This is a genomic window from Streptomyces sp. NPDC042638 (assembly GCF_040647235.1).
Lineage (GTDB): Bacteria > Actinomycetota > Actinomycetes > Streptomycetales > Streptomycetaceae > Streptomyces > Streptomyces rameus.
Genome location: NZ_JBEZBT010000004.1, coordinates 13,232 through 38,793, shown reverse-complemented (window position 1 = coordinate 38,793; position 25,562 = coordinate 13,232). Strand labels below are relative to the sequence as shown.

Sequence of the window (25,562 nt, the reverse complement as noted above, 5' to 3'; positions counted from 1 at the left end):
ATAACGACACAAGACGCTCAAAGGCTTGTGTGATCGGATGCGGGGGCGTCTGCCACCCGACGCGGCACCTGTCCGCTTCCGACATCGATGCTTCCTCAGGAGGACAAGTGGGACGACTCTTCGGCACGGACGGCGTGCGCGGTGTCGCCAATGCGGATCTGACGGCCGAGCTGGCGCTCGGTCTCTCCGTCGCCGCGGCGCACGTGCTGGCCGAGGCGGGCACCTTCGAGGGCCACAAGCCGACAGCGGTGGTCGGGCGGGACCCGCGCGCGTCCGGGGAGTTTCTGGAGGCCGCGGTGGTGGCCGGCCTGGCCAGCGCGGGCGTGGACGTCCTGCGCGTCGGCGTGCTGCCGACGCCCGCGGTGGCACACCTGACCGGCGCGCTCGGTGCCGACCTCGGTGTGATGCTCTCCGCCAGCCACAACGCCATGCCGGACAACGGCATCAAGTTCTTCGCCCGCGGCGGCCACAAGCTCGCCGACGAGCTGGAGGACAGGATCGAGGCGGTGTACGAGTCGCACCGGCACGGCGAGCCGTGGCAGCGGCCGACGGGCGCCGGGGTCGGCCGCATCCGTTCCTACGGCGAGGGCTTCGAGCAGTACGTCGGCCATCTGCTGTCGGTGCTGCCCAACCGGCTCGACGGCCTGAAGATCGTCCTGGACGAAGCGCACGGCGCGGCCTCGGGGGTCTCGCCGGAGGCGTTCACGCGGGCGGGTGCCGAGATCGTCACGATCGGTGCCGAGCCGGACGGGCTCAACATCAACGACGGCTGCGGCTCGACCCACCTCGGCAAGCTGAAGGCCGCGGTCCTCGAGCACGGCGCGGACCTCGGCATCGCGCACGACGGCGACGCCGACCGCTGCCTCGCCGTGGACCACACCGGCGACGAGGTCGACGGCGACCAGATCCTCTCCGTGCTCGCGCTGGCCATGCGTGAGCGCTCCGAGCTGCGGTCCGACACGGTCGTCGCCACGGTGATGTCCAACCTGGGCTTCAAGCTGGCGATGGAGAAGGCCGGGATCCGGCTGGTGCAGACGGCCGTCGGCGACCGGTACGTGCTGGAGGAGATGAAGGAGCACGGGTTCGCCCTCGGCGGCGAGCAGTCCGGGCACGTGATCATCCTCGACCACGCGACGACCGGTGACGGCACGCTGACCGGGCTGCTGCTGGCGGCGCGGGTCGCCCAGACCGGCCGGACGCTGCGGGAGCTCGCCTCGGTCATGGAGCGGCTGCCGCAGGTCCTGATCAATGTGCCGGATGTGGACCGGACGCGGGTGAAGACGTCCGCGGACCTCGCTGCCGCGGTCACCGAGGCGGAACGGGAGCTGGGGGAGACCGGCCGGGTGCTGCTGCGTCCGTCGGGTACCGAACCCCTGGTCCGCGTCATGGTCGAGGCCGCCGACATCGAGCAGGCCCGTGCGGTCGCCGGGCGGCTGGCCGACGCGGTGAAGTCGGCCCTCGGGTAGTCCCTCCTGGCTGCCGGAGGGCGGGGACCGCGCGTCCCGGCCGCGGATCATCCGTGGCCGCTCGCGCGGTCCCCGCGCCTGTTTCTCAGGGGCGTTGTCGCTGCCGTGCCCAGAAGTACTTCTGGGCGAGCAGGGTCAGCGTTCCGGCGACGACGATGCCGAGCAGGTTCAGCAGCAGCTGTTCCGAGGAACGAGCGGTCTGGTCGGTGTCGCCGTACACCAGGGCCACGGCCGCGTTCGCGGCGGCGGGCACGGTCGTCACGGAGATGGCGACGCCGACCAGGGCGCCCGACTTGGCGGAGGTCAGCGACAGCGTGCCGGCGATCCCGGCGAGCACCGCCACGACGAGCGAGAACCAGTCCGGGGCGTAGATGAAGCCGGTGTTGGGCCGGTCGGCCTCCAACTGCGCCTTGCTGAACAGGCCGACCGCGTGCATGAACACACTGAAGCCGGCCGTCAGCGCCATCGCCGCGGCGAAGCCCACGAGCAGCGCGATCAGTGAGCGCCACGCCAGTCGGGGCTGGCGTCGCACCAGGGCCGTGCAGATGCCGGCGAGCGGGCCGAACTCCGGCCCCACCGCCATCGCGCCGACGATCAGGATGGCGTTGTCCAGCACCACACCGCAGGCCGCGATCATGGTGGCCAGCGTGATGAACGCGACGTAGGTGAACGAGAGCGTCGACTCCTCGTGGGTCGCGTCGGTCAGACCCTCCCACAGCACCGCGTCGGCGCCCTCGCCCGGCGCCTCCTTCTCGGCCCGGTCCGCCCGCCGGGACAGCGACAGGTCGATGTCCTCCACGGCGATCGAGCCGGTCTCGTCCAGGCCCAGACGGCGCAGACCGCTGATGAGTTCGTCACCCGCCTCGCGCGCCACGTCGCACAGCACGAGGTCTCCGGCGGGGTCGCGGGCGGCGCCCGGAAGGACGACGAGGTGGGCGGTGCCGACCGTCCCTTCGATGAGACGGACCACCTCGTCGGTCCTGTCCGCCGGCGTGATCAGGCGCAGATGCAGCATGGCGCCTTTCTAGCAGGCGGCCCTAGAGCTTGCGGAGCCTGAGGCGCTGCACCTTGTGGTCCGGGCCCTTGCGCAGGATGAGGGTGGCCCGGCCCCGGGTGGGGGCGATGTTCTCGACCAGGTTCGGCTTGTTGATGGTCCGCCAGAGGGTGCGCGCGTAGTCCAGGGCGTCCTCCTCGGAGACCTGGGTGTACTTGCGGAAGTACGAGTTGGGGTTCTGGAAGGCCGTCTGGCGCAGCTTCTTGAAGCGGTTGAGGTACCAGCGCTCGATGTCCTCGGCGCTCGCGTCGACGTACACGCTGAAGTCGAAGTAGTCGGCGAGACCGACCCGGGTGCGGCCGTCCTTGCCGGGCAGGGCGGGCTGGAGGACGTTCAGGCCCTCCACGATCAGGATGTCCGGGCGGCGGACGGTGAGCTTCTCGTCGGCCACGATGTCGTAGATGAGGTGGGAGTAGACGGGCGCGGACACCTCGCTCTTGCCCGCCTTGATGTCGGCGACGAACCGGGTGAGGGCCCGGCGGTCGTAGGACTCGGGGAATCCCTTCCGCGACATCATGCCGCGTGCCTCCAGCTCCCTGGTGGGCAGCAGGAAGCCGTCGGTGGTGACGAGTTCCACGCGCGGGTGCTCGGGCCAGCGGGAGAGCAGGGCCTGCAGAAGACGGGCCACGGTGGACTTGCCGACGGCCACGGAGCCGGCGACCCCTATGACGAACGGGGTGCCGGACTGGGAGCCCTTCTCACCGAGGAACGTGTTCAGCGCCCCCCGGAGTCCGTCCGTGGCGCCGACGTAGAGGTTGAGGAGCCGGGAGAGCGGGAGGTAGATGTCCCGGACCTCGTCCAGGTCGATGACATCGCCGAGGCCGCGGAGCTTCTCCACCTCCTCGGCGGTGAGCGGCAGCGGTGTCTTGTTCCGCAGCGCGCTCCACTCGGCGCGGGTGAGATCGACGTAGGGAGTCGCCTCCGGCCTGTGCCGGTGGGCGCTCCGGGGCATCGAGGAGACCTGTGAGATCACAGTCCATTGTTAACGGAGTTTGAACGGGGTGGTGGGGTGGGGTGCGTCACGTGGGGGTGGGGGCGGTCCGGGACATGCCGCAGGGGCGGGCGGTCTTTCACGCCCGCCCCTGCGGCTCGACGTCAGTCGGTCCGGTCGTTGAGTCCTTCGTGTACGACCCATTCCGGGTAGCCGCTCACGGGCTCGGCGTTCAGCCGCACCGGGCCGGGCTGGACCGCCAGGCCGGCCAGCACGGCCAGCGTGGTCACCGAGGTGGCGGCGGAGACGATCTTTCGTGGACTTCGGGTTCCGCGCAGGCGGAACCAGGGTCTGGAATGCAAGAGCATCCCTTTCTCGGTCGGGGAGGGCAGGCGGCCGGAAGGGCGGCGCGGAACGGGAAGCGGTGACGAGCCGAGGCCCTGATGCCTACTCAGAAAGACGCGGTGCGCACCCACATGGGTCGATGTGTGCGCATGGCCGGTACGGCGGCATGACGATGTGTGACCCCTCCCCGTGAGCGCCACGGCGCGAGCCGGTCGATGCCGCTCACTTCCCCTACGTGAACGAGGAATTTCTGTGTGCAGTCTGTGAATGAGGGCAGGGCGGCAGGCGTGGTGGCCGATTGAAGTTGGCTGGTTGTCGATCGGTTCAGTTGAGGGTGAAGAGCTCCGAGACCCCTGGTAACCCCGTGGTAATTTCCGATTTCGGGCACGCGGCGCCCCTTTTCGGCGGCTCCCGGATCGTAGGCTGCGGCACATGTGCGGAATCGTGGGATACGTAGGGTCGCAGTCGGCGCTCGATGTGGTGATGGCCGGGCTGAAGAGGCTGGAGTACCGGGGGTACGACTCGGCGGGCGTCGCCGTGCTGGCGGACGGCGGGCTGGCCTCGGCGAAGAAGGCCGGAAAGCTGGTCAACCTGGAGAAGGAGCTGGTCGACCGGCCGTTGCCGACGGGCTCGACCGGCATCGGTCACACCCGCTGGGCGACGCACGGCGGTCCCACGGACGGCAACGCACACCCGCACCTGGACAACGCGGGACGGGTCGCGGTGGTCCACAACGGCATCATCGAGAACTTCGCGGTGCTGCGCGCGGAACTGGCGGAGCGGGGGCACGAGCTGAACTCCGAGACGGACACGGAGGTGGTCGCCCACCTGCTGGCCGAGGAGTTCTCCTCCTGCGGGGACCTCGCCGAGGCGATGCGGCTGGTGTGCCGCCGGCTGGAGGGCGCGTTCACCCTGGTCGCGGTGCACGCCGACGAGCCGGACGTGGTGGTCGGCGCCCGCCGGAACTCGCCGTTGGTGGTGGGCGTCGGCGAGGGCGAGGCGTTCCTGGCCTCCGACGTCGCCGCGTTCATCGCCCACACCCGCTCCGCGATCGAGCTGGGCCAGGACCAGGTGGTGGAACTGCGCCGGGACGGCGTCACGGTGACGGGCTTCGACGGCAGCCCGGCCGAGGTCCACTCCTACCACGTGGACTGGGACGCGTCGGCGGCCGAGAAGGGGGGCTACGACTACTTCATGCTCAAGGAGATCGCCGAGCAGCCCAAGGCGGTCGCCGACACCCTCCTCGGGCGCATCGACCCGTCCGGCTCGCTGACCCTGGACGAGGTGCGGATCAGCCCCTCGGAGCTGCGCGAGGTCGACAAGGTCGTCATCGTCGCCTGCGGTACGGCCTTCCACGCCGGCCTGATCGCCAAGTACGCCATCGAGCACTGGACGCGCATCCCGTGCGAGGTGGAACTGGCGAGCGAGTTCCGCTACCGGGACCCGATCCTGGACGGCCGCTCCCTGGTGATCGCCATCTCCCAGTCCGGCGAGACCATGGACACCCTGATGGCGCTCCGGCACGCCCGCGAGCAGGGTTCCAAGGTGCTGGCGATCTGCAACACCAACGGCTCGACGATCCCACGCGAGTCGGACGCCGTGCTGTACACGCACGCCGGCCCCGAGGTCGCCGTCGCCTCGACCAAGGCGTTCCTCACCCAGCTGGTCGCCTGCTACCTGGTCGCCCTGTATCTGGGCCAGGTACGGGGGACCAAGTGGGGGGACGAGATCCAGGCCGTCATCAAGGACCTGTCCCGGATCTCGGAGGAGGTCGAGCGGGTCCTGGAGACCATGGAGCCGGTACGGGCTCTCGCGCGGACGCTGGCGTCGAAGAACACGGTGCTGTTCCTCGGCCGGCACGTGGGCTACCCGGTGGCCCTGGAGGGCGCGCTCAAGCTGAAGGAACTGGCGTACATGCACGCCGAGGGCTTCGCCGCGGGCGAGCTGAAGCACGGTCCGATCGCGCTGATCGAGGAGGACCTGCCGGTGGTGGTGGTCGTACCGTCGCCGCGCGGCCGGTCCGTCCTGCACGACAAGATCGTGTCCAACATCCAGGAGATCCGGGCGCGGGGCGCGCGCACGATCGTGATCGCCGAGGAGGGCGACGAGGCGGTCGTCCCCTACGCCGACCACCTGATCCGGATCCCGGTCACGCCGACGCTGCTCCAGCCGCTGGTGGCCACGGTGCCGCTCCAGGTCTTCGCCTGCGAGCTGGCGACGGCCCGCGGCAACGAGGTGGACCAGCCCCGGAACCTGGCGAAGTCCGTGACGGTGGAGTAGGCCGGATCACCGCCGGCAAGCGCGAGGGGCGAACGGCTTACGCCGTTCGCCCCTCGGTCACCGGTCAGGCGGTCACCAGTTGATGCAGGTCTTCGGGACCCAGCCGTCCTTCTTGTCGCCGCCGTAGTACCAGAGGTTGCTCGACTTGCCGCAGGCCTTGTACGAGCCGCCCTTGTAGGCCTTGCCGTCGTTGCAGATGCCGCCCTTGCGGCCCTTGCCCCAGATGCCGACGGCCGTGGCCGTCGTCTTCGGCGAGGTGCGGACGTTGACGGTCTCCTTGGCCTTGACGTTGACGATCGCCTTGCTGCAGTCGTGCGGCAGGGACGCCGCGGACGCGGTGCCGGCGGTGGCGACGGCGCCGGTGAGGGCCGTACCGATGAGGGCCGCGGTGGTGAGCGCGGTGCCCAGGGACTTGAACTTCAAGGCAGTGTCCTCCCGTTGTGTGCGTCGGCGTCCGTGGCGGAACGGATCATGGATCACGGATCACCGGTCGCGAGGAAGACTACTGCGAGCGGATCCGGCCATGATCTCGGGGTGTCGCGCCGCGGGGTGCTCAGTGGACGGAGAAGCCGCCGTCCACGTGGATCGACTGGCCCGTGACGTAGGCGGAGGCGCGGCTCGCCAGGAACACCGCGGCGCCCGCGAAGTCCTCGGCGAGGCCGTTGCGGCCGGTCATCGTGCGTGCGGCCAGGGCCGCCACCCGCTCGGGGTCGGACGACAGCCGCGCGTTGAGCGGGGTCATCACGAAGCCCGGCACCAGGGTGTTGCAGGTGACGCCGTGCGGTGACCAGGCCTCGGCCTGGGAACGGGCCAGGGACTCCAGCGCCCCTTTCGAGACACCGTAGGCGCCGCTCTGCACGAAGGCGCGGTGCGCCTGCTGGGAGGTGATGTGGATGATCCGCCCGAAACCCCGCTCGGCCATGCCCGGGCCGAACCGCTGGCCCAGCAGGAAGGGGGCCTCCAGGTTCACCGCCATGGTGGTGTCCCACACGTCCTCGTCCAGCTCGCTCAGGGGCGGCCTGAGGTTCACCCCGGCGGAGTTGACGAGGATGTCGGGCTCCCCGAAGACGGCCGCGGCCTCCTCGGCCGCCGCGCGCGCCCCGTCACGGGTGCCCAGATCGCCGCTCACCCAGGCCGCCCGGCACCCGTCGGCCGTCAACTCCCCGACCGTGGAGGCCAGCTGCTCCTTCCCGCGTGCCACCACCACGACCCGCGCACCGGCCCGCGCCAGCGCCCCCGCGACAGCCCGCCCGATGCCGGAACTCCCCCCGGTCACCACGGCGACCCGGTCGTCCAGCGAGAAGAGGTCGGCGAGGTAGGTACGCGATGTGGTCATGCCGGGAGCGTAGGTGACGTGGTGTCGTCGGCCCGCTGCCGGCCCGGGTCGTAGGGTGCTGGGCATGAGCATCATCGGGGTGGGCATCGATGTCGCCGAGATCGACCGGTTCCGGGCGTCACTGGAGCGCACGCCGGGGCTCGCCGACCGCCTGTTCGTGGAGCGGGAGCTGCTGCTGTCCAGCGGGGAGCGGCGCGGATACGCCTCGCTGGCGGCCCGGTTCGCCGCCAAGGAGGCCCTGGCCAAGGCGCTGGGTGCGCCGCCGGGGCTGCAGTGGACCGACGCCGAGGTGTACGTGGAGGACACCGGGCAGCCGCGGCTGCGGGTGAGCGGGACCGTGGCCGCGCGGGCCGCCGCGCTGGGCGTGCGGGCCTGGCACGTGTCGCTCAGTCATGACGCGGGCGTGGCCTCGGCCGTGGTGGTCGCCGAGGGCTGACCGGTCGGCGGTCCGGGTGTGACCGGCGGGGGTTTGCGGGCAGACTCGGTGCCATGCGTACTGCGTACAGCGTGGAGACGGTAAGGGCGGCCGAAAGGGCGCTGATGGCGCGGCTGCCGGAGGGCGCGCTGATGCAGCGGGCCGCCGCCGGGCTGGCCGCCGCCTGCGCCGAACTGCTCGGGCGGGTGTACGGCAGCCGGGTGGTGCTGCTCGTCGGCAGCGGCGACAACGGCGGGGACGCCCTGTACGCGGGGGCCCGGCTGGCCCGGCGCGGCGCCGGGGTGACGGCCGTGCCGCTGACTCCCGGACGGGCCCATGCCGGCGGGCTCGCCGCCCTGCGGCGGACGGGCGGCACGGTCGCCGCCCCGGATGCCGCCGAGGAGCTGATCGCGCGGGCCGACCTGGTGGTGGACGGGATCGTCGGGATCGGGGGCAAGGGCGGGCTGCGGCCGGATGCCGAGCGGCTCGCCGACGCGGTGGCGCGATCCGCCGCCGCCGTCGTCGCCGTGGACCTGCCCAGCGGGGTCGACGCGGACACCGGGCAGGTGCGGGGTGCCGCGCTGCGGGCCGACCTGACCGTCACCTTCGGCACGTACAAGCCCGGACTGCTGGTGGATCCCGCGCGCGAGTACGCCGGGGTGGTGCGGCTCGTCGACATCGGGCTGGAACCGCCGGCCGCCGACGCCGAGCTGGAGGCCCTGCAACACGCGGACGTGGCACGCCTGCTGCCGGCGCCGGCGGCGGAGAGCGACAAGTACCGGCGGGGGGTCGTCGGGATCGCGGCCGGCTCGGCGCGCTACCCGGGGGCGGCCGTGCTGGCCGTGTCCGGGGCGCTGCGCGGCGGGGCCGGGGCCGTACGGTACGTCGGCCCGGCCGGGGACGCGGTCCTCGCGCGCTTCCCGGAGACCCTCGTCTCCGACGCCGGACCCGCCAAGGCCGGGCGGGTGCAGGCGTGGGTGGTCGGGCCGGGTGCCGGCGACGACGCGGCGACCGTGGCCGAGGTACTGGAGGCGGACGTGCCGGTGCTGCTGGACGCGGACGGGCTGCGGCTGGCCGAGCGGGACGCGGTACGGCGGCGTACGGCGCCGACGCTGATGACTCCGCACGCCGGTGAGGCCGCGGCGCTGCTCGGCGTACGGCGGGAGGAGGTCGAGGACGCCCGGCTGGCGGCGGTGCGGGAGCTGGCGGCGGTGTACCGGGCGACGGTGCTGCTGAAGGGGTCGACGACGCTGGTCGCCGGGCCCGGGGGCGGGCCGGTGCGGGTGAACGCCACGGGGACGCCGTGGCTGGCCACGGCGGGCAGCGGGGACGTGCTGTCCGGGCTGGCCGGGTCCTTGCTGGCGGCGGGGCTGGGGGCGGTGGACGCGGGGAGCGCGGCGGCCTATCTGCACGGGCTGGCGGGGCGGTTCGCGGCCGACGGCGCGCCGGTGGGCGCGCATGACGTCGCGTCACGGATCCCGGAGGCGTGGCGGGACGTGACGGACTGAGGCCACCGTTCGGGCGGGGGGCCGCCCGTGGCCGGACGGCGGCGGGACGGCCCACTCGCGCCGGTTCGGGGGCGGCATGCCCACGGGCGTGCGGGCATAGGGGGAGGGCGACAAGGTCTGTGTGTGGGGGCGGCTGACGGTTCGCGGGGGCGGCGCCGGGGGGCTGTCGGCGGCCTCTGAGACACTGGGGGCGCGATGAGTGAGACAGCTGCTGTGCCGACCGCCGCCCTGCGCGCCCGCGCCGAGATCGATCTGGGTGCCCTGCGCGCCAATGTGCGGGCCCTGCGCGCCCGGGCGGAGGGCGCCGCCGTGATGGCCGTCGTCAAGTCCGACGCGTACGGCCACGGCGCGGTGCCGTGTGCCCGCGCGGCCCTCGCGGCGGGCGCGAGCTGGCTCGGCACGGCCACGGTCGAGGAGGCCCTCGCCCTGCGCGCGGCCGGACTGCCGGGCCGCATGCTGTGCTGGCTGTGGGTGCCGGGCGGCCCCTGGCGGCAGGCGGTCGAGGCCGACATCGACGTCTCGCTGAGCGGGCTGTGGGCGCTGCGCGAGGTCACCGAGGCCGCCCGCGCCGCCGGCCGGGTCGCGCGCGTGCAGCTCAAGGCCGACACCGGGCTCGGCCGCAACGGCTGCCAGCCCGCGGACTGGGCCGAGCTGGTCGGGGAGGCGCTGCGCGCCGAGGCCGAGGGGCTCGTCCGGATCACCGGGCTGTGGTCCCACTTCGCGTGCGCCGACGAACCGGGGCATCCGTCCATCACCGCCCAGCTCGACCGCTTCCGGGAGATGACGGCGTACGCCGAGCGGCAGGGCGTACGGCCCGAGGTGCGGCACATCGCCAACTCGCCGGCCACCCTCACCCTGCCCGAGACCCACTTCGACCTGGTCCGCACGGGCATCGCCCTGTACGGCGTCTCGCCCAGCCCGGAGATCGGCACCCCGGCGGACTTCGGGCTGCGCCCGGTGATGACGCTCAGCGCCTCGCTGGCCCTCGTCAAGCACGTCCCGGGCGGACACGGCGTCAGCTACGGCCACCACTACGTCACCCCCGGCGAGACCACGCTCGGCCTGGTGCCGGTGGGCTACGCGGACGGCATCCCGCGGCACGCCTCGGGCAGCGGCCCGGTGCTGGTGGACGGCAAGTGGCGGACGGTGGCCGGCCGGGTCGCCATGGACCAGTTCGTGGTGGACCTGGGCGGCGACGAGCCCCCGGTGGGCGCCGAGGCGGTGCTGTTCGGTCCGGGCGACCGGGGGGAGCCTACGGCCGAGGACTGGGCGCAGGCGTGCGGCACGATCGCGTACGAGATCGTCACACGCATCGGAACCCGCGTTCCGCGCGTCTATGTGAACGCATCTATGTGAACGGGCAAGAAGTCGGGTGACCGGTTGCGGACCGGCCTCCCGGAGCACCCGTGACACAGGTCACGTGACAGCACGGTGGCACCATCCGTTTCACCCACAGGCGAACTGCAGTACGGCGAAGAGGAGCGGTACGTGAGCGAGAGCAGCGCGGAGGCCGTGGCGGACGTCCTCGCCTCGGCGGCCGTCGCCTCCGCCGCGGGGGCGACGGCCGGGAGCTGGCGCAAGGCGACCGGCATCGCCGGTGCCGCGATAGGCGTGCTGGCCGCGGGCGCGGCGGCCGGCGTCGCCATCGAGCGGATGACGGTGGGCCGCGGGATGCGCAGGAGGGCCCGGCTGGCGCTGGACTCGGCGGGGCCGTACGGCACCCTGCGCGGCACCCCCGGCAAGGCCGAGGCCGACGACGGAACCGAGCTGTACTACGAGGTCGACGAGGTCGAGCCGGACCCGGGCCCGAACGTCTCCCCGCGCCGCCGCCGGCTCTTCGGCCGCAAGGCGCCCGCCCCGGTCACCGTCGTCTTCTGCCACGGCTACTGCCTCAGCCAGGACTCCTGGCACTTCCAGCGGGCGGCCCTGCGCGGGGTCGTGCGGACCGTGCACTGGGACCAGCGCAGCCACGGGCGGTCCGGGCGGGGCGTGGCCCAGACCCGGGACGGGGTGGCCCTCACCATCGACCAGCTCGGCCGCGATCTGAAGGCCGTCCTCGACGCCGCCGTACCGGACGGGCCGATGGTGCTGGTCGGCCACTCGATGGGCGGGATGACGATGATGGCCCTCGCCGCCCAGTACCCGGAGCTGATCCGGGACCGGGTCGTCGCCACCGCCCTCGTGGGGACGTCGTCCGGGCGGCTCGGCGAGGTCAACTTCGGGCTCCCGGTGGCCGGTGTCAACGCGGTGCGCCGGATCCTCCCCGGGGTGCTGAAGGCGCTCGGACAGCAGGCGGAGCTGGTGGAGAAGGGGCGCCGGGCCACCGCCGACCTGTTCGCCGGGATCATCAAGCGGTACTCGTTCGCGGGGCGGGACATCGACCCGGCGGTGGAGCGGTTCGCGGAGCGGATGATCGAGTCCACGCCGATCGACGTGGTCGCCGAGTTCTACCCGGCCTTCACCGACCACGACAAGACCGGGGCTCTCGCCTGCTTCCGGGACATGCCGGTGCTGGTGCTGGCCGGCGTGCAGGACCTGGTCACCCCCAGCGAGCACAGCGAGGCCATCGCCGACCTGCTGCCCGACGCCGAACTGGTCCTCGTGCCGGACGCCGGGCACCTGGTGATGCTGGAGCACCCGGAAGTGGTCACCGACCGCCTCGCCGACCTGCTCACCCGCGCGGGTGCGGTGCCGGCAGGGGCTACCGTAAGTGGCTATGGAACGACCAGCAGCACCGGCGGCGCAGAAGGCCGCTGAGATCCGGCTGACGATCACCTCACCCGAGCAGATGCGGGAGCTGGGCCGCCGACTGGCCAAGCTGCTGCGCGCGGGTGACCTCGTGATGCTCAGCGGGGAGCTAGGCGCGGGCAAGACCACCATGACGCGCGGTCTCGGCGAGGGACTCGGCGTGCGGGGCGCGGTCACCTCGCCGACCTTCGTCATCGCCCGGGTGCACCCCTCCCTCGGCGACGGCCCGCCCCTCGTCCACGTCGACGCCTACCGGCTCTCCGGCGGGCTGGACGAGATGGAGGACCTGGACCTCGACGTCTCGCTGCCCGACTCGGTGATCGTCGTGGAGTGGGGCGAGGGCAAGGTCGAGGAGCTGACCGAGGAGCGGCTCCAGATCGTCATCCACCGCGCCGTCGGAACCGCGGCATCGGTGGACGCCCCCGAATCGCCCGACACCGACGAGGTGCGGCACGTCATCCTGACCGGTCTGGGGGAGCGCTGGGCCGACGCCGGCCTGGAGACGCTGACCGGCTGACACCGCCGTACCGACAAGCTGTCGGCACCATATTGCGCAGGACGTCCCGGGCGTGGTGACATGGTACCCAGCCCGTAGTTAGGTGTGCCTAACCACGCCCGCCCCCGCACCTCAGGAGGCGTCCATGACCGCAGTACGGCCCCCCGAACGGCCCCGGCCCGCCGTGCCCGCCGGGGCGTCCATGCGCGACCTGCTGGCCTCGTGCGCGGCGGCGGACGCGGTCTCCCGGCCGCCACGGGCCCCGGAGCCCCCGCGGCAGGCCCCTGTGCCCGCCCGCGAACGGCGGCGCGCAGCCTAGGGCCTCTCGTCCGGCCGGCCGGCCGGTCAGGTCACGTCGGGTCGGGTCGGGTCGGTTCGGGGCGCGTCAGGTCGGGTCCGGTCCGGTCCGGTCCGGGAGGAACGCCCTAGCGGATCACCACGACCGGTACGCCGATCGTCGCGAACCGCCACATCGCGTCGCCGTCCGCCCGGCCCTCACGGATGCCGCCCGTCTTCACGCTCGGTTCCGCCATCTCGCCCGAGCCGCTGCTCACCGCCGCGCTGAACCCGATCACCACATCGTCCACGCTGGTGAAGCGCACCACGTGCTCGACGGGCAGACCGTCGGTGCCGGTGGCCATGTTCGAGCGGGACGTGACCCAGTAGATGCCCGGCGGCGGGTCGACGCTGCCCGGGCGCACCGGGAAGGTGCGCTGCACCCGGTTCCCGGGAGCGACCAGCCAGATCCGGTCGTCGTCCACCGAGTACACGACCCGTTCACCCGATCCGGAGTTGCCCGGCAGGGCCGTCGGGTCGTCCCGGTTCCGGGGCGCCTTCTTCGCGGCCGCCGCCGACGCGCTCGCCTCCGGACCGCCGCGCAGGGCCGCCGGAACGGTCGCCTGGGCCTGGTAGGCGAGGAAACCGACCGTACCCAGGGCCGCCGCGGTGAGGCCGGCCACGATCCCCGAGCTGGACCCTGCCACCGGCCCCACCTCCGTTTCGCGCCATATGTCGTACTTGGTGCAGACCGTAGCAGCCGGTGACGCTCCGTCGATGTCGGCAGTGCGCGAGCCGCGGGCGCCGTAGGCTGTTCGCGTGCTCTTGCTCGCTCTGGATACCGCCACACCCGCCGTCACCGTCGCGCTGCACGACGGCACGGACGTCATCGCCTCCGCCGGCCAGGTCGACGCCCGCCGGCACGGAGAGCTGCTGCTGCCGGCCGTCGACCGGGTCCTCGCCGAGGCCGGGCTGAAGCTGGAGGCCGTCACCGGGATCGTCGTGGGCACCGGGCCCGGCCCCTACACCGGTCTGCGCGTCGGCCTGATGACCGCGGACACCTTCGGTCTCGCGCTCGGCGTCCCGGTGCACGGCGTGTGCACACTGGACGGCCTCGCCTACGCCGCCGACATCGAGAAGGGCCCCTTCGTCGTGGCGACCGACGCCCGGCGCAAGGAGGTCTACTGGGCCACCTACGCCGACTCCCGGACCCGGCTGACCGACCCGGCCGTCGACCGCCCGGCCGACATCGCCGAGCGGGTCGCGGGCCTCCCGGCGGTCGGCGCGGGCGCGCTGCTCTACCCGGACACGTTCCCGAGCGCCCACGAGCCCGAGCACGTGTCCGCCGCCGCCCTCGCCTCGCTCGCGGCGCAGAAGCTGGCCGCAGGCGAGCAACTGCCCGCGCCCCGGCCGCTCTACCTGCGCCGCCCGGACGCCCAGGTCCCCAAGAACTACAAGGTGGTCACCCCCAAGTGACACAGCCGGCACCCCCCCGACTGCGCGAGATGCGCTGGTGGGACATCGACCCGGTCCTGGAGCTGGAGAAGGACCTGTTCCCCGAGGACGCCTGGTCCCGGGGCATGTTCTGGTCCGAACTGGCCCACGCCCGGGGCCCCGAGGCCAACCGGCGCTATCTCGTGGCCGAGAGCGGTGACCGCGTCGTCGGCTACGCCGGTCTCGTCGCCTCCGGCGAACAGGCCGACGTCCAGACCATCGCCGTCGCCCGCGACCACCAGGGCACCGGCCTCGGCGCCCGCCTGCTGACCGAACTGCTGCGGGCGGCGACCGCGTTCGAGTGCCACGAGGTGATGCTCGAATGCCGGGTCGACAACGTCCGTGCCCAGAAGCTCTACGAGCGCTTCGGCTTCGTCCCCATCGGCTTCCGGCGCGGCTACTACCAGCCCGGCAACGTGGACGCCCTGGTGATGCGCCTGACCACAGGACCCGACAGCGGCTCCGCGGCGTCCGACAGCGGCTCCGCCGCGGGTTCTTCCCCAGTACAAGGAACCGACACCCATGACTGACGAACCCCTCGTCCTCGGCATCGAGACCTCCTGCGACGAGACCGGCGTCGGTGTCGTCCGCGGCACCACCCTGCTGGCGGACGCCGTCGCCTCCAGCGTCGACGAGCACGCCCGCTTCGGCGGTGTCGTACCGGAGGTGGCGTCCCGGGCGCACCTGGAGGCGATGGTCCCCACCATCGACCGCGCGCTGAAGGAGGCCGGGATCAGCGCCAGGGACCTGGACGGCGTCGCGGTCACCGCCGGCCCCGGCCTCGCGGGCGCCCTGCTCGTCGGCGTCTCGGCGGCCAAGGCGTACGCCTACGCCCTCGGCAAGCCCCTGTACGGCGTCAACCACCTCGCCTCCCACATCTGCGTGGACCAGCTGGAGCACGGCCCGCTGCCCGAGCCGACGATGGCCCTGCTGGTGTCCGGCGGCCACTCCTCCCTGCTGCTGTCCTCGGACATCACCTCCGACGTCCGCCCGATGGGCGCGACCATCGACGACGCGGCCGGCGAGGCGTTCGACAAGATCGCCCGCGTGCTGAACCTGGGCTTCCCGGGCGGCCCGGTCATCGACCGGTACGCGAAGGAGGGCGACCCGCGGGCGATCGCCTTCCCGCGCGGACTGACCGGCCCGCGCGACCCGGCGTACGACTTCTCCTTCTCCGGTCTGAAGACCGCCGTGGCCCGCTGGATCGAGGCGAGGCGGGCGGCCGGCGAGGAGGTCCCGGTCCGCGACGTGGCCGCCTCCTTCCAGGAGGCCGTGGTCGACGTGCTGACCCGCAAGGCCGTCCGCGCCTGCAAGGACGAGGGCGTGGACCACCTGATGATCGGGGGCGGGGTGGCGGCCAACTCCCGGCTGCGCGCCCTCGCCCAGGAGCGCTGCGAGGCGGCCGGCATCCGCCTGCGCGTACCGCGCCCCAAGCTGTGCACGGACAACGGCGCGATGGTGGCCGCGCTGGGCGCCGAGATGGTCGCCCGCAACCGGGCCGCCTCCGGCTGGGACCTGTCGGCCGACTCCTCCCTCCCGGTGACCGAACCGCACGTCCCGGGCCACGACCATGTGCACGAGGTCAGCAAGGAGAACCTGTACTCGTGACGGTCGCGCTGATGTGGGAGGCGCGTGCGGCCGAGGGCCGCGGCGCGGAGCTGGTGTCCTGGGCGCGGGAGCGGCGGCTCGCCGTGGAGCCGCTGCGGCGCGAGACCTTCCGCGCGCCGCAGGACCGGGTGCTGGTCGTCACGTGGTGGGACGCCCCGTACGACGCCGAGCTGCCCGAACTGCCCGAGCCGGACGGTGACCTGGTCACCCGTGCGGTGCACCGCTGGCGCTTCGAGCAGGTGCCGGACGCCTGAAGTTGAGGGTTCCGGTCCGACTGCGCTATGATCATCACACAGCGAACGGCCGGAACACCGGCCCGGACGCAGTGCGTTGGTGGTCCAAGGAAAGACGCCCCGCTTCCTGCGGGGAGATGCAGGTGCAAGGCCTGCCCGGCGCTCCACTCGACACCCCGCCCCCGGGTTCCCGGAGGCGGGGTGTTCGCGTGAGCGGCTCAGTCCGCTCCCTCGGACGTCGTCACCTCGCAGTGCAGCCGCCGTTCGCCCCCGAGCACCCGCACCGGCCCCGTCAGCCGCAGCCGCGCCCGGTGCCGTACCTCCGCACTCGACGGGCCCACCCGCAGTTCCAGCGCGCCGGGCTCCACCACGCGGGCCCCCGCGCCGCCCGTGAAGGACGCCAGGTCCGCGTGGAAGCGGAAGGTCAGACGGCGGGCGGCGCCCGGGCGCAGGTCGAGGCGCCGGTAGCCGATCAGGCGGACGTCCGGGCGGGTCACCGAGGCCACCGGATCGTGGAGATAGAGCTGGACGACCTCGGTGCCCGCGCGGTCGCCGGTGTTGCGGACCGTCAGCGACAGGTCGTACCAGCCGTCCGTGGAGATCCCGGCCGCGGAGCCCGCGAAGTCCTCCCAGGCGAACTCCGTGTACGAGCGGCCGTGGCCGAAGGGGTACAGCGGGGTCGGGTCCAGGTTGCTGACCTCGCCCGCCAGGCCCAGCGGGGGCTGGAGATAGGTCCAGGGCTGGCCGCCGGGCAGGCGCGGCACGCTCACCGGGAGGCGCCCGGAGGGGTTCACCCGGCCGGACAGCACCCCGGCGACCGCTGGACCGCCCTCCTCGCCGGGGAAGAACGCCTGCACCACCGCGCCGAGCCGGCCGTGCCAGCGGCCGAGGGCGTAGGGGCGGCCGGTGAGCAGGACGAGGACCACCGGGACGCCCGTCGCCACGAGCGCGTCCAGCAGGCCGGCCTGGACGCCGGGCAGTCGCAGGTCCGTCGCGTCACAGCCCTCGCCCGAGGTGCCCCGCCCGAACAGGCCGGCCCGGTCCCCCAGCACCGCCACGCACACGTCCGCCTCCGCCGCCCGGGCCACCGCCTCCGCGAAGCCGGCGGTGTCCGTCCCGGACACCCCGCAGCCCTCCGCGAACGTCACCTTGGCGTCCGGCAGCTCGGCGCGCAGGGAGTCCAGCACGGTGGGGACGCCGATGCCGAGCGGGACCCCGGGGTGGCGGCTGAGGACGTGGGAGGGGAAGGAGTAGCAGCCGAGCATGGCGAGCGGGTCCGCCGCCCGGGGGCCGACGACCGCGATCCGGATGCCGGGGGCCAGCGGGAGCAGGCCGCCGGGGCTGTCCAGCAGGACCACCGACTCCTCGGCCAGGCGCCGGGCGAGGGCCCGGTTCTCCGCCGGGTCCAGGTCGAGCGGGCCCTCCGGCTCCGGCCGCCAGTCCTCGTCCAGCAGGCCCAGCTCGCACTTCTGGAGCAGGACGCGGCGGGCCGCGCGGTCCACCAGGGACTCCGGGACACGGCCCTGCCGTACGGCGGTGACGAGCGGGGTGCCGTAGCACCCCGGGGCCGGCAGCTCGACGTCGACGCCCGCGGCCAGGGCCAGATGCGCCGCCCGCGCCTCGTCCTCCGCGACCCGGTGCAGGGTGCGCAGGAAGCCGATGCCGAAGTAGTCGGCCACCACCGTGCCGGTGAACCCCCACTCCTCGCGCAGCAGCTCGGTCAGCAGCCACGGGTCGGCGCAGGCGGGCACGCCGTCGGTCTCGGTGTAGGCCGCCATCACCGAGCGGGCGCCTCCCTCGCGCAGCGCCATCTCGAACGGCGGCAGGATGACGTCCGCCAGCTCCCGTGCGCCCGCCCGTACCGGGGCGAGGTTCCGTGCGCCCGCCGAGGCCGCGTACCCGGCGAAGTGCTTGAGCGTGGCGACGACACCGGCCGACTCCAGCCCGCGCACGTAGGCCGTGCCGACCGTCCCGACCAGGTACGGGTCCTCGCCGATCGTCTCCTCCACCCGCCCCCAGCGCGGATCGCGGACCACGTCCAGCACCGGGGCCAGGCCCTGGTGCACCCCGGCCGCACGCAGGTCGCGGCCGATGCGGTGACCCACCCGCTCGACCAGCTCCGGGTCGAAGGAGGCGCCCCAGGCGAGCGGGACCGGGTAGGCGGTCGCCCGCCAGGCGGTGAAGCCTGCCAGGCACTCCTCGTGGGCGATCGCCGGAACGCCGAAGCGGTTCGCGCCGGCGATCCGGCGCTGCGTCCGGGCCAGGGCCCGCGCTCCGGCGTCCGGGTCGACGGGCGCGGTGCCGAAGGGCCGGGTCAGCTGGCCGAGGCCGCGGGTGATCAGCTCGTCCCAGTCGTGGCCGGGGGCCATCTCCCGTTGGAGGGGGGCGACCCCGTGGGCGACTCCGTGGGCGACCCCGTCACCCGGAGCGGTGCCGTCCGTGGGGGCGCCCACCCACACGCCGTACAGCTGGGCCGCCTTCTCCTCCAGGGTCATCCGGGACAGCAGGTCGGCCACGCGGGTGTCGGCGGGCAGACCGGGGTCGCGCCAAGGAGCGGTGGTCATGGAACTCCCGTCGATGGTCGGGATCGAACATGGCCGGCGGTGCTTCACGAATGTTTCGAAACAGATTCCGAATGCTCCGGGAAGCTAAGGGGCGCCAGGGCCTTCGTCAAGAGGTCCGACGGGGCTACGATCGCGGGCATGACGCCTCGGAAACCCGCGGAAACGCAGTCGGCGACCCTCGCCGAGATCGCCCGTGCGGCCGGGGTCTCCGCCCCGACTGTTTCGAAGGTCCTCAACGGCCGCGCCGACGTCGCGCCCGCGACCCGCGCGCGCGTCGAGGAGCTGCTGCGCGTCCACGGTTACCGGCGCCGCCGTGCCGAGGCGTCCCGCTCGCCGCTCATCGACCTGGTCTTCCACGAGCTGGAGAGCGCCTGGGCGCTGGAGGTCATCCGGGGCGTGGAGGCCGTGGCCGGGGACGCCGGGCTGAGCGTGGTGCTGTCCGAGTCGGCCGGCCGGCTCACCCCCGGCCGGACCTGGGCCGACCAGGTCGCCGCCCGCCGCCCGCACGGCGTGGTGCTGGTGCTGTCCGGACTCGACGAGTCCCAGCGGGCGCTGCTGGCCAGCCGGTCCATCCCGTTCGTGGTGATGGACCCGGCCGGCGACCCGGGCCCGGACGTGCCGTCCATCGGCGCCACCAACTGGCAGGGCGGCCTCGCCGCCACCCGTCACCTGGTGGAACTCGGGCACACCCGGATCGGCGCGATCAGCGGCCCGTCCCGGATGATGTGCAGCCGGGCCCGGATGGACGGCTACCGGGCGGCCCTGGAGACGGCCGGACTGCCGGTCGATCCCTCGCTCGTCGCGGCCGGCGACTTCCACCACGACGCCGGCTACCGCCTGGGCCTGGAGCTGCTGCGCCGCCCGGACCGGCCGACCGCCGTCTTCGCGGGCAACGACCTCCAGGCGCTCGGCCTGTACGAGGCCGCCCGCGAACTGGGCCTGCGCGTCCCGGAGGACGTGAGCGTGGTCGGCTTCGACGACCTGCCGGTGGCCCGCTGGGTGGGTCCGCCCCTGACGACCGTACGGCAGCCGCTGGCCGAGATGGCGGCGGCGGCGGCCCGGCTGGTGCTGGAGCTGGGACAGGCGCGGCAGGAGCGGACCGCGACGCGGGTGGAGCTGGCGACGAGCCTGGTGGTGCGGTCCAGCACGGCCGGGCCCGCCGTGGCCGGAAGCTGACGTATTGACGGACGGGGTGGGCGCGCCCACACTCCTCCGAAGTCAATCGGTTGTACGACCGAAACTTTCGGAGGCGCCCGCCATGAGATCCTCCCGATCCCCCCGATTCTCCGCACCGCCCCGATCCTCCCGGCTCCACGGAAGCTCCCGGCCCCGGAGGGCCTTCCTGCGGGCCTGTCCGGCCGTGTGGGTCACCGCCGTGGGCCTGTTCGCCGCCGGCGCCGGCACGGTCCACGCCGCCGACACCCCGCTGCGCGACCTCGCCGCGGCCAAGGGCAAGGTCATCGGCACGGCCGTCACCGGTACCAGGCTCACCGGCACCTACGGCGACCTCGCCGGAGCCCAGTTCGGCTCGCTGACGCCGGGCAACGCCATGAAGTGGGGCACGGTGGAGCCCGCCCGGGGCACTTTCGACTGGACCGAGGCGGACCGGGTCGTGGCCTTCGCCCAGGCCCACGGCCAGCAGGTGCGCGGCCACACCCTGGTCTGGCACAGCCAGAACCCGAGCTGGCTGACGACCGGAAGCTGGACGCCCGCCCAGCTCAGCGGCCTGCTCCAGAACCACATCAGCACCGAGGTCGGCCGCTACAAGGGCAGGATCGCCGCCTGGGACGTCGTCAACGAACCCTTCGCCGAGGACGGCACCTACCGCTCGACGCTCTGGTCCGACGCCCTCGGCCCGGGCTACATCGCCAACGCCCTGACCTGGGCGCACGCGGCCGATCCGGACGCCGAGCTGTACATCAACGACTACAACGTCGAGGGCGTCAACGCGAAGTCGAACGCGCTGTACGACCTGGTCAGGTCCCTCAAGCAGCAGGGTGTGCCGATCGACGGCGTCGGTCTGCAGGCCCATCTGGTCCTCGGCCAGGTGCCGCCGACCCTCCGGCAGAACATCCAGCGCTTCGCCGACCTCGGAGTCGACGTGGCGATCACCGAGCTGGACGTCCGGATGCAGCTGCCCGCCGACAGCGCGAAACTCGCCGGGCAGGCGGCCGACTTCAAGTCCGTGGTGGCCGCGTGCGCGGCCGTGACCCGGTGCGTCGGCGTCACCGTGTGGGGCTTCACCGACGCCGACTCCTGGGTGCCGGACACCTTCCCGGGCTACGGGGCGGCGACGCCGTACGACGAGAACTACCGGCCGAAGCCGGCGTACCAGGGCATCGCCCAGGCTCTGGGCGGGGACGGCGGTACGACCCCGCCGCCGGCCGGTGCCTGCACCGCCGCGTACGCCGTCACCGGCCAGTGGAGCACCGGCTTCACCGGCCAGGTGAGGATCTCCTGCTCCGGTGCCTCGCTGTCCTCCTGGAAGGTGAGCTGGGGCTACGGCGCGGGCCAGCAGGTCACCCAGGCCTGGAACGCCGCCTGCACCCAGTCGGGCGCGGCCGTGTCCTGCGCCGACGCGGGCTACAACGGCTCGGTCCCCGACGGCGGTTCGGTCACCTTCGGCTTCAACGCCTCCTGGAACGGGAGCAATCCCGTGCCGGCGGTGACGCTGGCCGGCACCCCGGGACGACCCGGAGGATGAGAATTCCCGAAGAAAACCGACTCCGGCGGCTTGCGCTAACAGTCCGCTAATAATTCGGACTTACGTTCCTGTCGTGACGCGACACGAGGAGCGGGGCGACACGGGCGGACGGGTGGGCCGACGGGCGAGAGCGCTGAAGACCGCCGGCCTCGCCCTGGCGGGGGCCCTGGTGCTGGGCACGGGGGCGGCGGGCTGGGCGTACTGGCACCTGGACCACAACATCAGGGGCGTCGACATCAACAGCGCGCTCGGCGACGACCGGCCCGCGCGGGCGGTGATCACCCCAGCGGCGCCGGCGCCGGCCGCCGCCTCCCCGCTGCCCACCGGCTCCCTGAACATCCTGGTCCTCGGCTCGGACTCGCGCGAGGGCGCGGCCGACAAGGAGCTGGGCGGCGGCGACAGCTCCGGCGCCCGGTCCGACACCGCGATGGTCGTGCACGTCGACGCGGGCCGGACGAAGGCCACCGTGGTCAGCATCCCGCGCGACACGCTCGTCACCCGTCCGTCCTGCCCGCTCGCCTCCGGCGGTGCCACGGCGGTGTCCTACGGCGCCATGTTCAACAGCGCCTACGCCGTGGGCGGTCCCGTGTGCGCGGTGAAGACCGTCGAGTCGCTCACCGGCGTCCGGATGGACCACTACCTGGAGGTCGACTTCTCCGGCTTCGCCCGGCTGGTCGACGCGCTCGGCGGGGTCGACGTCACCACCGGCCAGGACATCGACGACGACAAGAGCCGTCTGCACCTGAAGGCCGGTGCCCACCACCTCGACGGCAAGCAGGCCCTGGCCCTCGCCCGCACCCGGCACGGCATAGGCGACGGCAGCGACCTGGGCCGCATAGGGCTGCAGCAGACGCTGGTCAAGGCACTGCTGGAGCGGATGTCCGGCGCCGGCCTGCTGACCGACCCGGCCAGGCTGTACCAGGTCGCCGACGCCGTCACCGCCGGCCTCACCACCGACACGGGCCTGGACTCCCTGGGCGAGCTGATGAGTCTCGGCCGGAGCCTGGCGGGTCTCACCGCCGACCGGGTGCGGACGGTGACCATGCCGGTGGTCACGGCACCCTCCGACCCCAACCGGGTGATCCCCGAGGAACCGGCGGCGGGCGCGCTCTGGGCGTCCCTGCGCTGAGCGGGACGGCCGCCGGAGAAAAAATCCCGAGATCTTTCCGCGAGCGTGTCGATCCGGGTGTCTCCCGTTCGACGCAAGGGGTGAGCGGCGGGAACGGCCCCGCCGCCCCGACCGAAGGAGACACCATGCCCCGCTACCTGTCGCTCGTGCGCATCGACGAGACCGCCGGGCCCGCCGGAGGCCCCAGTGCGGAGCTGATGCGCCGGATGGGAGAGCTGATCGAGGAGATGACCAAGGCCGGTGTCCTGCTCGACACGGCCGGGCTGACCCCGACCGCCGACGGTGCCCGGGTGGACTGGGACGGTGAGCGGACCTCCGTCACCGACGGGCCCTTCACCGAGACCAAGGAGGTCGTCGGAGGCTACGCGCTCATGCAGTGCAAGGACCGGGCGGAGGCGCTGGAGTGGACCCGGCGCTTCTTGAAGATCCACGGCCCGGAGTGGCGGCTCGCCTGCGAGCTGCGGGAGATCGCCGAGGGCTGAGCCCGTTTGGCCCGGTGCCCGCCGGGGTGTTGCATGTGGGCTGTGGAACCACAGCCCACCGCACCGCCTCCGGACGCGGCACAGGTGATCGAGACCGTCTTCCGCCTGGAGTCGCCCCGCGTGATCGCCGGCGTCGCCCGGATCGTCCGGGACGTCGGCATCGCCGAGGAACTGGCGCAGGACGCCCTGGTCGCCGCCCTGGAGCGGTGGCCCGGGGAGGGCGTGCCCGACAACCCCGGCGCCTGGCTCACGGCCACCGCCCGGCACCGGGCCGTCGACCTGATCCGGCGCCGCGAGACCTACGCCCGCAAGCTCGCCGAGATCGGCCGCGACCTGGAGACGACCGCCCCGCCCGAGGAGCCCGCCGACCCGGACGGCATCGACGACGACCTGCTCCGGCTGGTCTTCACCACCTGCCACCCGGTGCTGTCGCCGCAGGCGCGCACCGCGCTCACCCTGCGCCTGCTCGGCGGCCTGAGCACGGCCGAGATCGCCCGCGCCCATCTGGTCCCGGAGCCGACGATCGCCCAGCGCATCGTCCGCGCCAAACGCACCCTGGCGGCGAAGAACGTCGCGTTCGAGGTGCCGTACGGGCCCGACCGCGCGGCCCGCCTCGACTCCGTCCTGGACGTCATCTACCTGATCTTCAACGAGGGCTACGCGGCCACCGCGGGCGACGACTGGCTGCGCCCCGGCCTGTGCGAGGACGCGCTGCGGCTGGCCCGCGTGCTGGCCGGGCTGATGCCGGGGGAACCCGAGGTGCACGGCCTGGCCGCGCTGCTGGAGTTCCAGGCGTCCCGCGCCGCCGCCCGTACCGGACCCGACGGCTCACCGGTGCTGTTGAAGGACCAGGACCGCCGCCGCTGGAACCGCATGCTCATCGCGCGCGGGGTCGACGCCCTCGGCCGGGCCGGGGCCACCGCGGACGGCCCCCCGGGCCGGTACGCCCTCCAGGCGGCCATCGCCGCCTGTCACGCGCACGCGTACACGTACGAGGAGACCGACTGGCGTGCCATCGCCACCCTGTACGGTCTGCTGGCCGCCCGCGCGCCGTCACCCGTGGTCGAGCTGAACCGCGCGGTCGCCGTGTCGATGGCCGACGGGCCGGCGGAGGGCCTCAGGCTGGTGGACGCCCTGGCCGCCGCCCCCGCGCTGCGCGCCTACCACCTGCTGCCCAGCGTCCGCGGCGATCTGCTGTGCCGGCTCGGACGCACCGCCGAGGCCCGCGAGGAGTTCCTCCGGGCGGCGGGACTGGCCCGCAACGACCGGGAGCGGCAGCTGCTGTCGCGCAGGGCGGGGGAGTGCGCGGAGGTCACTTCAGCGGATGGCCGATCAGCATCGTCGGCGCCCCCGCCACCCGGGTGAGGAAGACCGTGGCCGCGTTCGGGCCCTGCGGCCTGACCTTGCGGCGCAGTTCCTCCGGCTCGACCGCCGAGCCGCGCTTCTTCACGGTCAGCGTGCCGACCTCACGCTCCCGCAGCAGCGCCTTCAGCTTCTTGACGTTGAACGGGAGCCGGTCGGTGAGCTCGTAGGCGGTGGCGTACGGGGTGGGCCGCGGCTCGTCGGCGGTGACGTACGCGATGGTCGCGTCGACCAGGCCGCCGCCGACCTCCTCGGCCACCTCGGCGACCAGGTGCGCGCGGATCACGGCGCCGTCGGGCTCGTACAAGTACCGCCCCACCGGCCGTACTCCGGGGTCGGGCAGCCCGCGGCCGAGCAGCGTGCGCGGGCCCGGCAGCAGCGTGGCCCGCACGGCGCCCGGGGCGCCGGTGCCGAACCACAGCACCGCCTCCTTCACGTCTCCGCCGTCGGAGATCCACTCGGCCTCGGCCTCGGCCGGGACCACCTCGTGCGGGATGCCCGGGGCGATCTTCAGGGCGGCCCGGGGTGCCGTGCGGGCGGTCTCGACCGCCCAGGACAGCGGCGGCGAGTACGCCTCCGGGTCGAACACCCTCCCGCGTCCGCCCCGCCGGGCCGGGTCCACGAACACCGCGTCGTACCCGGCGGTGTCCACCTCCGTGACGTCGGCCTCCCGCACCTCGATCAGGCCGGCCAGCCCCAGCGCCTCGGCGTTCGCCCGGGCCGCCGCCGCGGTCAGCGGGTCCCGGTCCACGGCCAGCACCCGGATCCCGGCCCGCGCCAGCGCGACGGCGTCCCCGCCGATGCCGCAGCACAGGTCGGCCACGGAGGCCACGCCCAGCTCCCTCAGCCGCCGGGCCCGGTACGTCGCCACGCTGCTGCGCGTCGACTGCTCGACCCCGTTCGGGGTGAAGAACATCCGCCCGGCGTCCTCGGCCCCGAACTTCGCCACCGCCCGCTGCCGCAGCCGGGCCTGGCCGAGCGCGGCCGAGACCAGGGCGGCCGGGTGGTCGCGGCGCAGCCGGGTGGCCACGGCCAGCTCCTGGGCGGGCTCGGTGTCGCGCACCTCGTCGAGGAGGGCGCGGCCTTCGGGGGTGAGGAGCAGAGCGAGGTCGTTCACCGGGTCATTGTGGG

General features: G+C 73.5%; 25 protein-coding genes. 17 read left to right on the top strand and 8 right to left on the bottom strand.

Translation table 11 applies throughout. The annotated features are described in order from the left end of the window. Positions 1-107 precede the first annotated feature (107 nt). A complete protein-coding gene (gene glmM, locus AB0B40_RS04680; RefSeq protein WP_345046757.1) occupies positions 108-1,466 on the top strand; it encodes a phosphoglucosamine mutase in 1,359 nt (452 codons plus the stop codon). An 85-nt stretch (positions 1,467-1,551) separates the two neighbouring features. Here glmM and AB0B40_RS04675 read toward each other — a convergent pair whose 3' ends face one another. The 3 genes from AB0B40_RS04675 to AB0B40_RS04665 form a co-directional block, all read right to left on the bottom strand. Beyond that, the gene (locus AB0B40_RS04675) at positions 1,552-2,481 is read right to left on the bottom strand and encodes a DUF389 domain-containing protein (RefSeq protein ID WP_345046759.1); all 930 of its coding nucleotides are present in this window, start codon (positions 2,479-2,481) and stop codon (positions 1,552-1,554) included. Between the two features lie 22 nt (positions 2,482-2,503). Beyond that, positions 2,504-3,472 carry a type I pantothenate kinase gene (gene coaA / locus AB0B40_RS04670; RefSeq protein WP_362263136.1) on the bottom strand — a complete coding sequence of 323 codons (969 nt, stop codon included), beginning with the start codon at positions 3,470-3,472 and terminating at the stop codon, positions 2,504-2,506. A gap of 143 nt (positions 3,473-3,615) precedes the next feature. Then, the gene (locus tag AB0B40_RS04665; protein WP_345046760.1) at positions 3,616-3,813 is read right to left on the bottom strand and encodes a hypothetical protein; all 198 of its coding nucleotides are present in this window, start codon (positions 3,811-3,813) and stop codon (positions 3,616-3,618) included. Positions 3,814-4,228: 415 nt separating this feature from the next. On the opposite strand from AB0B40_RS04665, the gene glmS reads away from it, so the two are divergent. Continuing rightward, positions 4,229-6,076: a glutamine--fructose-6-phosphate transaminase (isomerizing) gene (glmS, locus tag AB0B40_RS04660; protein ID WP_345046762.1), complete on the top strand. Its 1,848-nt coding sequence runs from the start codon at positions 4,229-4,231 to the stop codon at positions 6,074-6,076. A 72-nt stretch (positions 6,077-6,148) separates the two neighbouring features. On the opposite strand, the gene AB0B40_RS04655 is transcribed toward glmS, so the two are convergent. Together AB0B40_RS04655 and AB0B40_RS04650 are read right to left on the bottom strand one after the other, a co-directional pair. Beyond that, positions 6,149-6,499 carry a hypothetical protein gene (locus AB0B40_RS04655; protein WP_345046763.1) on the bottom strand — a complete coding sequence of 117 codons (351 nt, stop codon included), beginning with the start codon at positions 6,497-6,499 and terminating at the stop codon, positions 6,149-6,151. A 130-nt stretch (positions 6,500-6,629) separates the two neighbouring features. Beyond that, the gene (locus tag AB0B40_RS04650; protein WP_345046764.1) at positions 6,630-7,412 is read right to left on the bottom strand and encodes an SDR family oxidoreductase; all 783 of its coding nucleotides are present in this window, start codon (positions 7,410-7,412) and stop codon (positions 6,630-6,632) included. 64 nt (positions 7,413-7,476) lie between these two features. Here AB0B40_RS04650 and AB0B40_RS04645 point away from each other — a divergent pair, with 64 nt between their 5' ends. From AB0B40_RS04645 to AB0B40_RS04620, 6 genes are all read left to right on the top strand, one after another. Next, a complete protein-coding gene (locus AB0B40_RS04645) occupies positions 7,477-7,848 on the top strand; it encodes a holo-ACP synthase (protein ID WP_345046765.1) in 372 nt (123 codons plus the stop codon). Positions 7,849-7,901: 53 nt separating this feature from the next. Continuing rightward, complete coding sequence (locus AB0B40_RS04640; protein ID WP_362262848.1) at positions 7,902-9,335, top strand: NAD(P)H-hydrate dehydratase; 1,434 nt, start codon at positions 7,902-7,904, stop codon at positions 9,333-9,335. 195 nt (positions 9,336-9,530) lie between these two features. Continuing rightward, on the top strand, positions 9,531-10,691 hold the full coding sequence (gene alr, locus AB0B40_RS04635) for an alanine racemase (RefSeq protein WP_362262845.1): 1,161 nt from the start codon (positions 9,531-9,533) through the stop codon (positions 10,689-10,691). 132 nt (positions 10,692-10,823) lie between these two features. Next, positions 10,824-12,092 carry an alpha/beta hydrolase gene (locus AB0B40_RS04630; RefSeq protein ID WP_345046767.1) on the top strand — a complete coding sequence of 423 codons (1,269 nt, stop codon included), beginning with the start codon at positions 10,824-10,826 and terminating at the stop codon, positions 12,090-12,092. After that, complete coding sequence (gene tsaE / locus AB0B40_RS04625; RefSeq protein WP_345046768.1) at positions 12,052-12,600, top strand: tRNA (adenosine(37)-N6)-threonylcarbamoyltransferase complex ATPase subunit type 1 TsaE; 549 nt, start codon at positions 12,052-12,054, stop codon at positions 12,598-12,600. The genes AB0B40_RS04630 and tsaE overlap by 41 nt, the downstream gene beginning before the upstream one ends. 124 nt (positions 12,601-12,724) lie before the next feature. After that, entirely contained in the window at positions 12,725-12,898 is a 174-nt protein-coding gene (locus tag AB0B40_RS04620) for a hypothetical protein (RefSeq protein WP_345046769.1), read from the top strand. Positions 12,899-13,004: 106 nt separating this feature from the next. Here the strand turns inward: AB0B40_RS04620 and AB0B40_RS04615 are convergent, their stop codons facing one another. Continuing rightward, positions 13,005-13,562: a hypothetical protein gene (locus AB0B40_RS04615; RefSeq protein ID WP_345046770.1), complete on the bottom strand. Its 558-nt coding sequence runs from the start codon at positions 13,560-13,562 to the stop codon at positions 13,005-13,007. A 112-nt stretch (positions 13,563-13,674) separates the two neighbouring features. Here AB0B40_RS04615 and tsaB point away from each other — a divergent pair, with 112 nt between their 5' ends. The 4 genes from tsaB to AB0B40_RS04595 are packed head-to-tail and all read left to right on the top strand — an operon-like array spanning position 13,675 to position 16,211. After that, positions 13,675-14,331, top strand: a complete 657-nt coding sequence (gene tsaB / locus AB0B40_RS04610; RefSeq protein WP_345046772.1) for a tRNA (adenosine(37)-N6)-threonylcarbamoyltransferase complex dimerization subunit type 1 TsaB — start codon at positions 13,675-13,677, stop codon at positions 14,329-14,331. A 29-nt stretch (positions 14,332-14,360) separates the two neighbouring features. Then, positions 14,361-14,879 carry a ribosomal protein S18-alanine N-acetyltransferase gene (gene rimI, locus AB0B40_RS04605; protein ID WP_345046811.1) on the top strand — a complete coding sequence of 173 codons (519 nt, stop codon included), beginning with the start codon at positions 14,361-14,363 and terminating at the stop codon, positions 14,877-14,879. Beyond that, positions 14,872-15,957, top strand: a complete 1,086-nt coding sequence (gene tsaD / locus AB0B40_RS04600) for a tRNA (adenosine(37)-N6)-threonylcarbamoyltransferase complex transferase subunit TsaD (RefSeq protein ID WP_345046773.1) — start codon at positions 14,872-14,874, stop codon at positions 15,955-15,957. The genes rimI and tsaD overlap by 8 nt, the downstream gene beginning before the upstream one ends. Next, on the top strand, positions 15,954-16,211 hold the full coding sequence (locus tag AB0B40_RS04595; RefSeq protein ID WP_345046774.1) for a hypothetical protein: 258 nt from the start codon (positions 15,954-15,956) through the stop codon (positions 16,209-16,211). The genes tsaD and AB0B40_RS04595 overlap by 4 nt, the downstream gene beginning before the upstream one ends. A 197-nt stretch (positions 16,212-16,408) precedes the next feature. Here the strand turns inward: AB0B40_RS04595 and AB0B40_RS04590 are convergent, their stop codons facing one another. Then, complete coding sequence (locus tag AB0B40_RS04590) at positions 16,409-18,754, bottom strand: glycoside hydrolase family 3 N-terminal domain-containing protein (RefSeq protein WP_362262838.1); 2,346 nt, start codon at positions 18,752-18,754, stop codon at positions 16,409-16,411. 138 nt (positions 18,755-18,892) lie between these two features. On the opposite strand from AB0B40_RS04590, the gene AB0B40_RS04585 reads away from it, so the two are divergent. The 5 genes from AB0B40_RS04585 (at position 18,893) to AB0B40_RS04565 (ending at position 24,434) form a co-directional block, all read left to right on the top strand. Further along, complete coding sequence (locus AB0B40_RS04585; protein WP_345046776.1) at positions 18,893-19,930, top strand: LacI family DNA-binding transcriptional regulator; 1,038 nt, start codon at positions 18,893-18,895, stop codon at positions 19,928-19,930. A 184-nt stretch (positions 19,931-20,114) separates the two neighbouring features. Further along, positions 20,115-21,458, top strand: coding sequence for an endo-1,4-beta-xylanase (locus AB0B40_RS04580; protein WP_345046778.1), 1,344 nt, complete (start codon positions 20,115-20,117; stop codon positions 21,456-21,458). Between the two features lie 73 nt (positions 21,459-21,531). Continuing rightward, positions 21,532-22,587, top strand: coding sequence for an LCP family protein (locus AB0B40_RS04575; RefSeq protein WP_345046780.1), 1,056 nt, complete (start codon positions 21,532-21,534; stop codon positions 22,585-22,587). 125 nt (positions 22,588-22,712) lie between these two features. Further along, positions 22,713-23,069: a YciI family protein gene (locus AB0B40_RS04570; RefSeq protein WP_345046781.1), complete on the top strand. Its 357-nt coding sequence runs from the start codon at positions 22,713-22,715 to the stop codon at positions 23,067-23,069. Positions 23,070-23,111: 42 nt separating this feature from the next. After that, complete coding sequence (locus AB0B40_RS04565) at positions 23,112-24,434, top strand: RNA polymerase sigma factor (RefSeq protein WP_345046783.1); 1,323 nt, start codon at positions 23,112-23,114, stop codon at positions 24,432-24,434. On the opposite strand, the gene AB0B40_RS04560 is transcribed toward AB0B40_RS04565, so the two are convergent. Next, on the bottom strand, positions 24,382-25,548 hold the full coding sequence (locus AB0B40_RS04560) for a class I SAM-dependent methyltransferase (RefSeq protein ID WP_345046784.1): 1,167 nt from the start codon (positions 25,546-25,548) through the stop codon (positions 24,382-24,384). The two genes, AB0B40_RS04565 and AB0B40_RS04560, sit on opposite strands and share 53 nt — an antisense overlap. Positions 25,549-25,562: the final 14 nt, after the last annotated feature.

Bases quoted from the DNA above. Each gene is read 5' to 3' on its own strand.
- AB0B40_RS04675 (WP_345046759.1), bottom strand. From the start codon at position 2,481: ATGCTGCATCTGCGCCTGATCACGCCGGCGGACAGGACCGACGAGGTG.
- coaA (WP_362263136.1), bottom strand. From the start codon at position 3,472: ATGCCCCGGAGCGCCCACCGGCACAGGCCGGAGGCGACTCCCTACGTC.
- glmS (WP_345046762.1), top strand. From the start codon at position 4,229: ATGTGCGGAATCGTGGGATACGTAGGGTCGCAGTCGGCGCTCGATGTG.
- AB0B40_RS04650 (WP_345046764.1), bottom strand. From the start codon at position 7,412: ATGACCACATCGCGTACCTACCTCGCCGACCTCTTCTCGCTGGACGAC.
- AB0B40_RS04645 (WP_345046765.1), top strand. From the start codon at position 7,477: ATGAGCATCATCGGGGTGGGCATCGATGTCGCCGAGATCGACCGGTTC.
- AB0B40_RS04640 (WP_362262848.1), top strand. From the start codon at position 7,902: ATGCGTACTGCGTACAGCGTGGAGACGGTAAGGGCGGCCGAAAGGGCG.
- alr (WP_362262845.1), top strand. From the start codon at position 9,531: ATGAGTGAGACAGCTGCTGTGCCGACCGCCGCCCTGCGCGCCCGCGCC.
- tsaE (WP_345046768.1), top strand. From the start codon at position 12,052: ATGGAACGACCAGCAGCACCGGCGGCGCAGAAGGCCGCTGAGATCCGG.
- AB0B40_RS04620 (WP_345046769.1), top strand. From the start codon at position 12,725: ATGACCGCAGTACGGCCCCCCGAACGGCCCCGGCCCGCCGTGCCCGCC.
- rimI (WP_345046811.1), top strand. From the start codon at position 14,361: ATGCGCTGGTGGGACATCGACCCGGTCCTGGAGCTGGAGAAGGACCTG.
- tsaD (WP_345046773.1), top strand. From the start codon at position 14,872: ATGACTGACGAACCCCTCGTCCTCGGCATCGAGACCTCCTGCGACGAG.
- AB0B40_RS04590 (WP_362262838.1), bottom strand. From the start codon at position 18,754: ATGACCACCGCTCCTTGGCGCGACCCCGGTCTGCCCGCCGACACCCGC.
- AB0B40_RS04585 (WP_345046776.1), top strand. From the start codon at position 18,893: ATGACGCCTCGGAAACCCGCGGAAACGCAGTCGGCGACCCTCGCCGAG.
- AB0B40_RS04570 (WP_345046781.1), top strand. From the start codon at position 22,713: ATGCCCCGCTACCTGTCGCTCGTGCGCATCGACGAGACCGCCGGGCCC.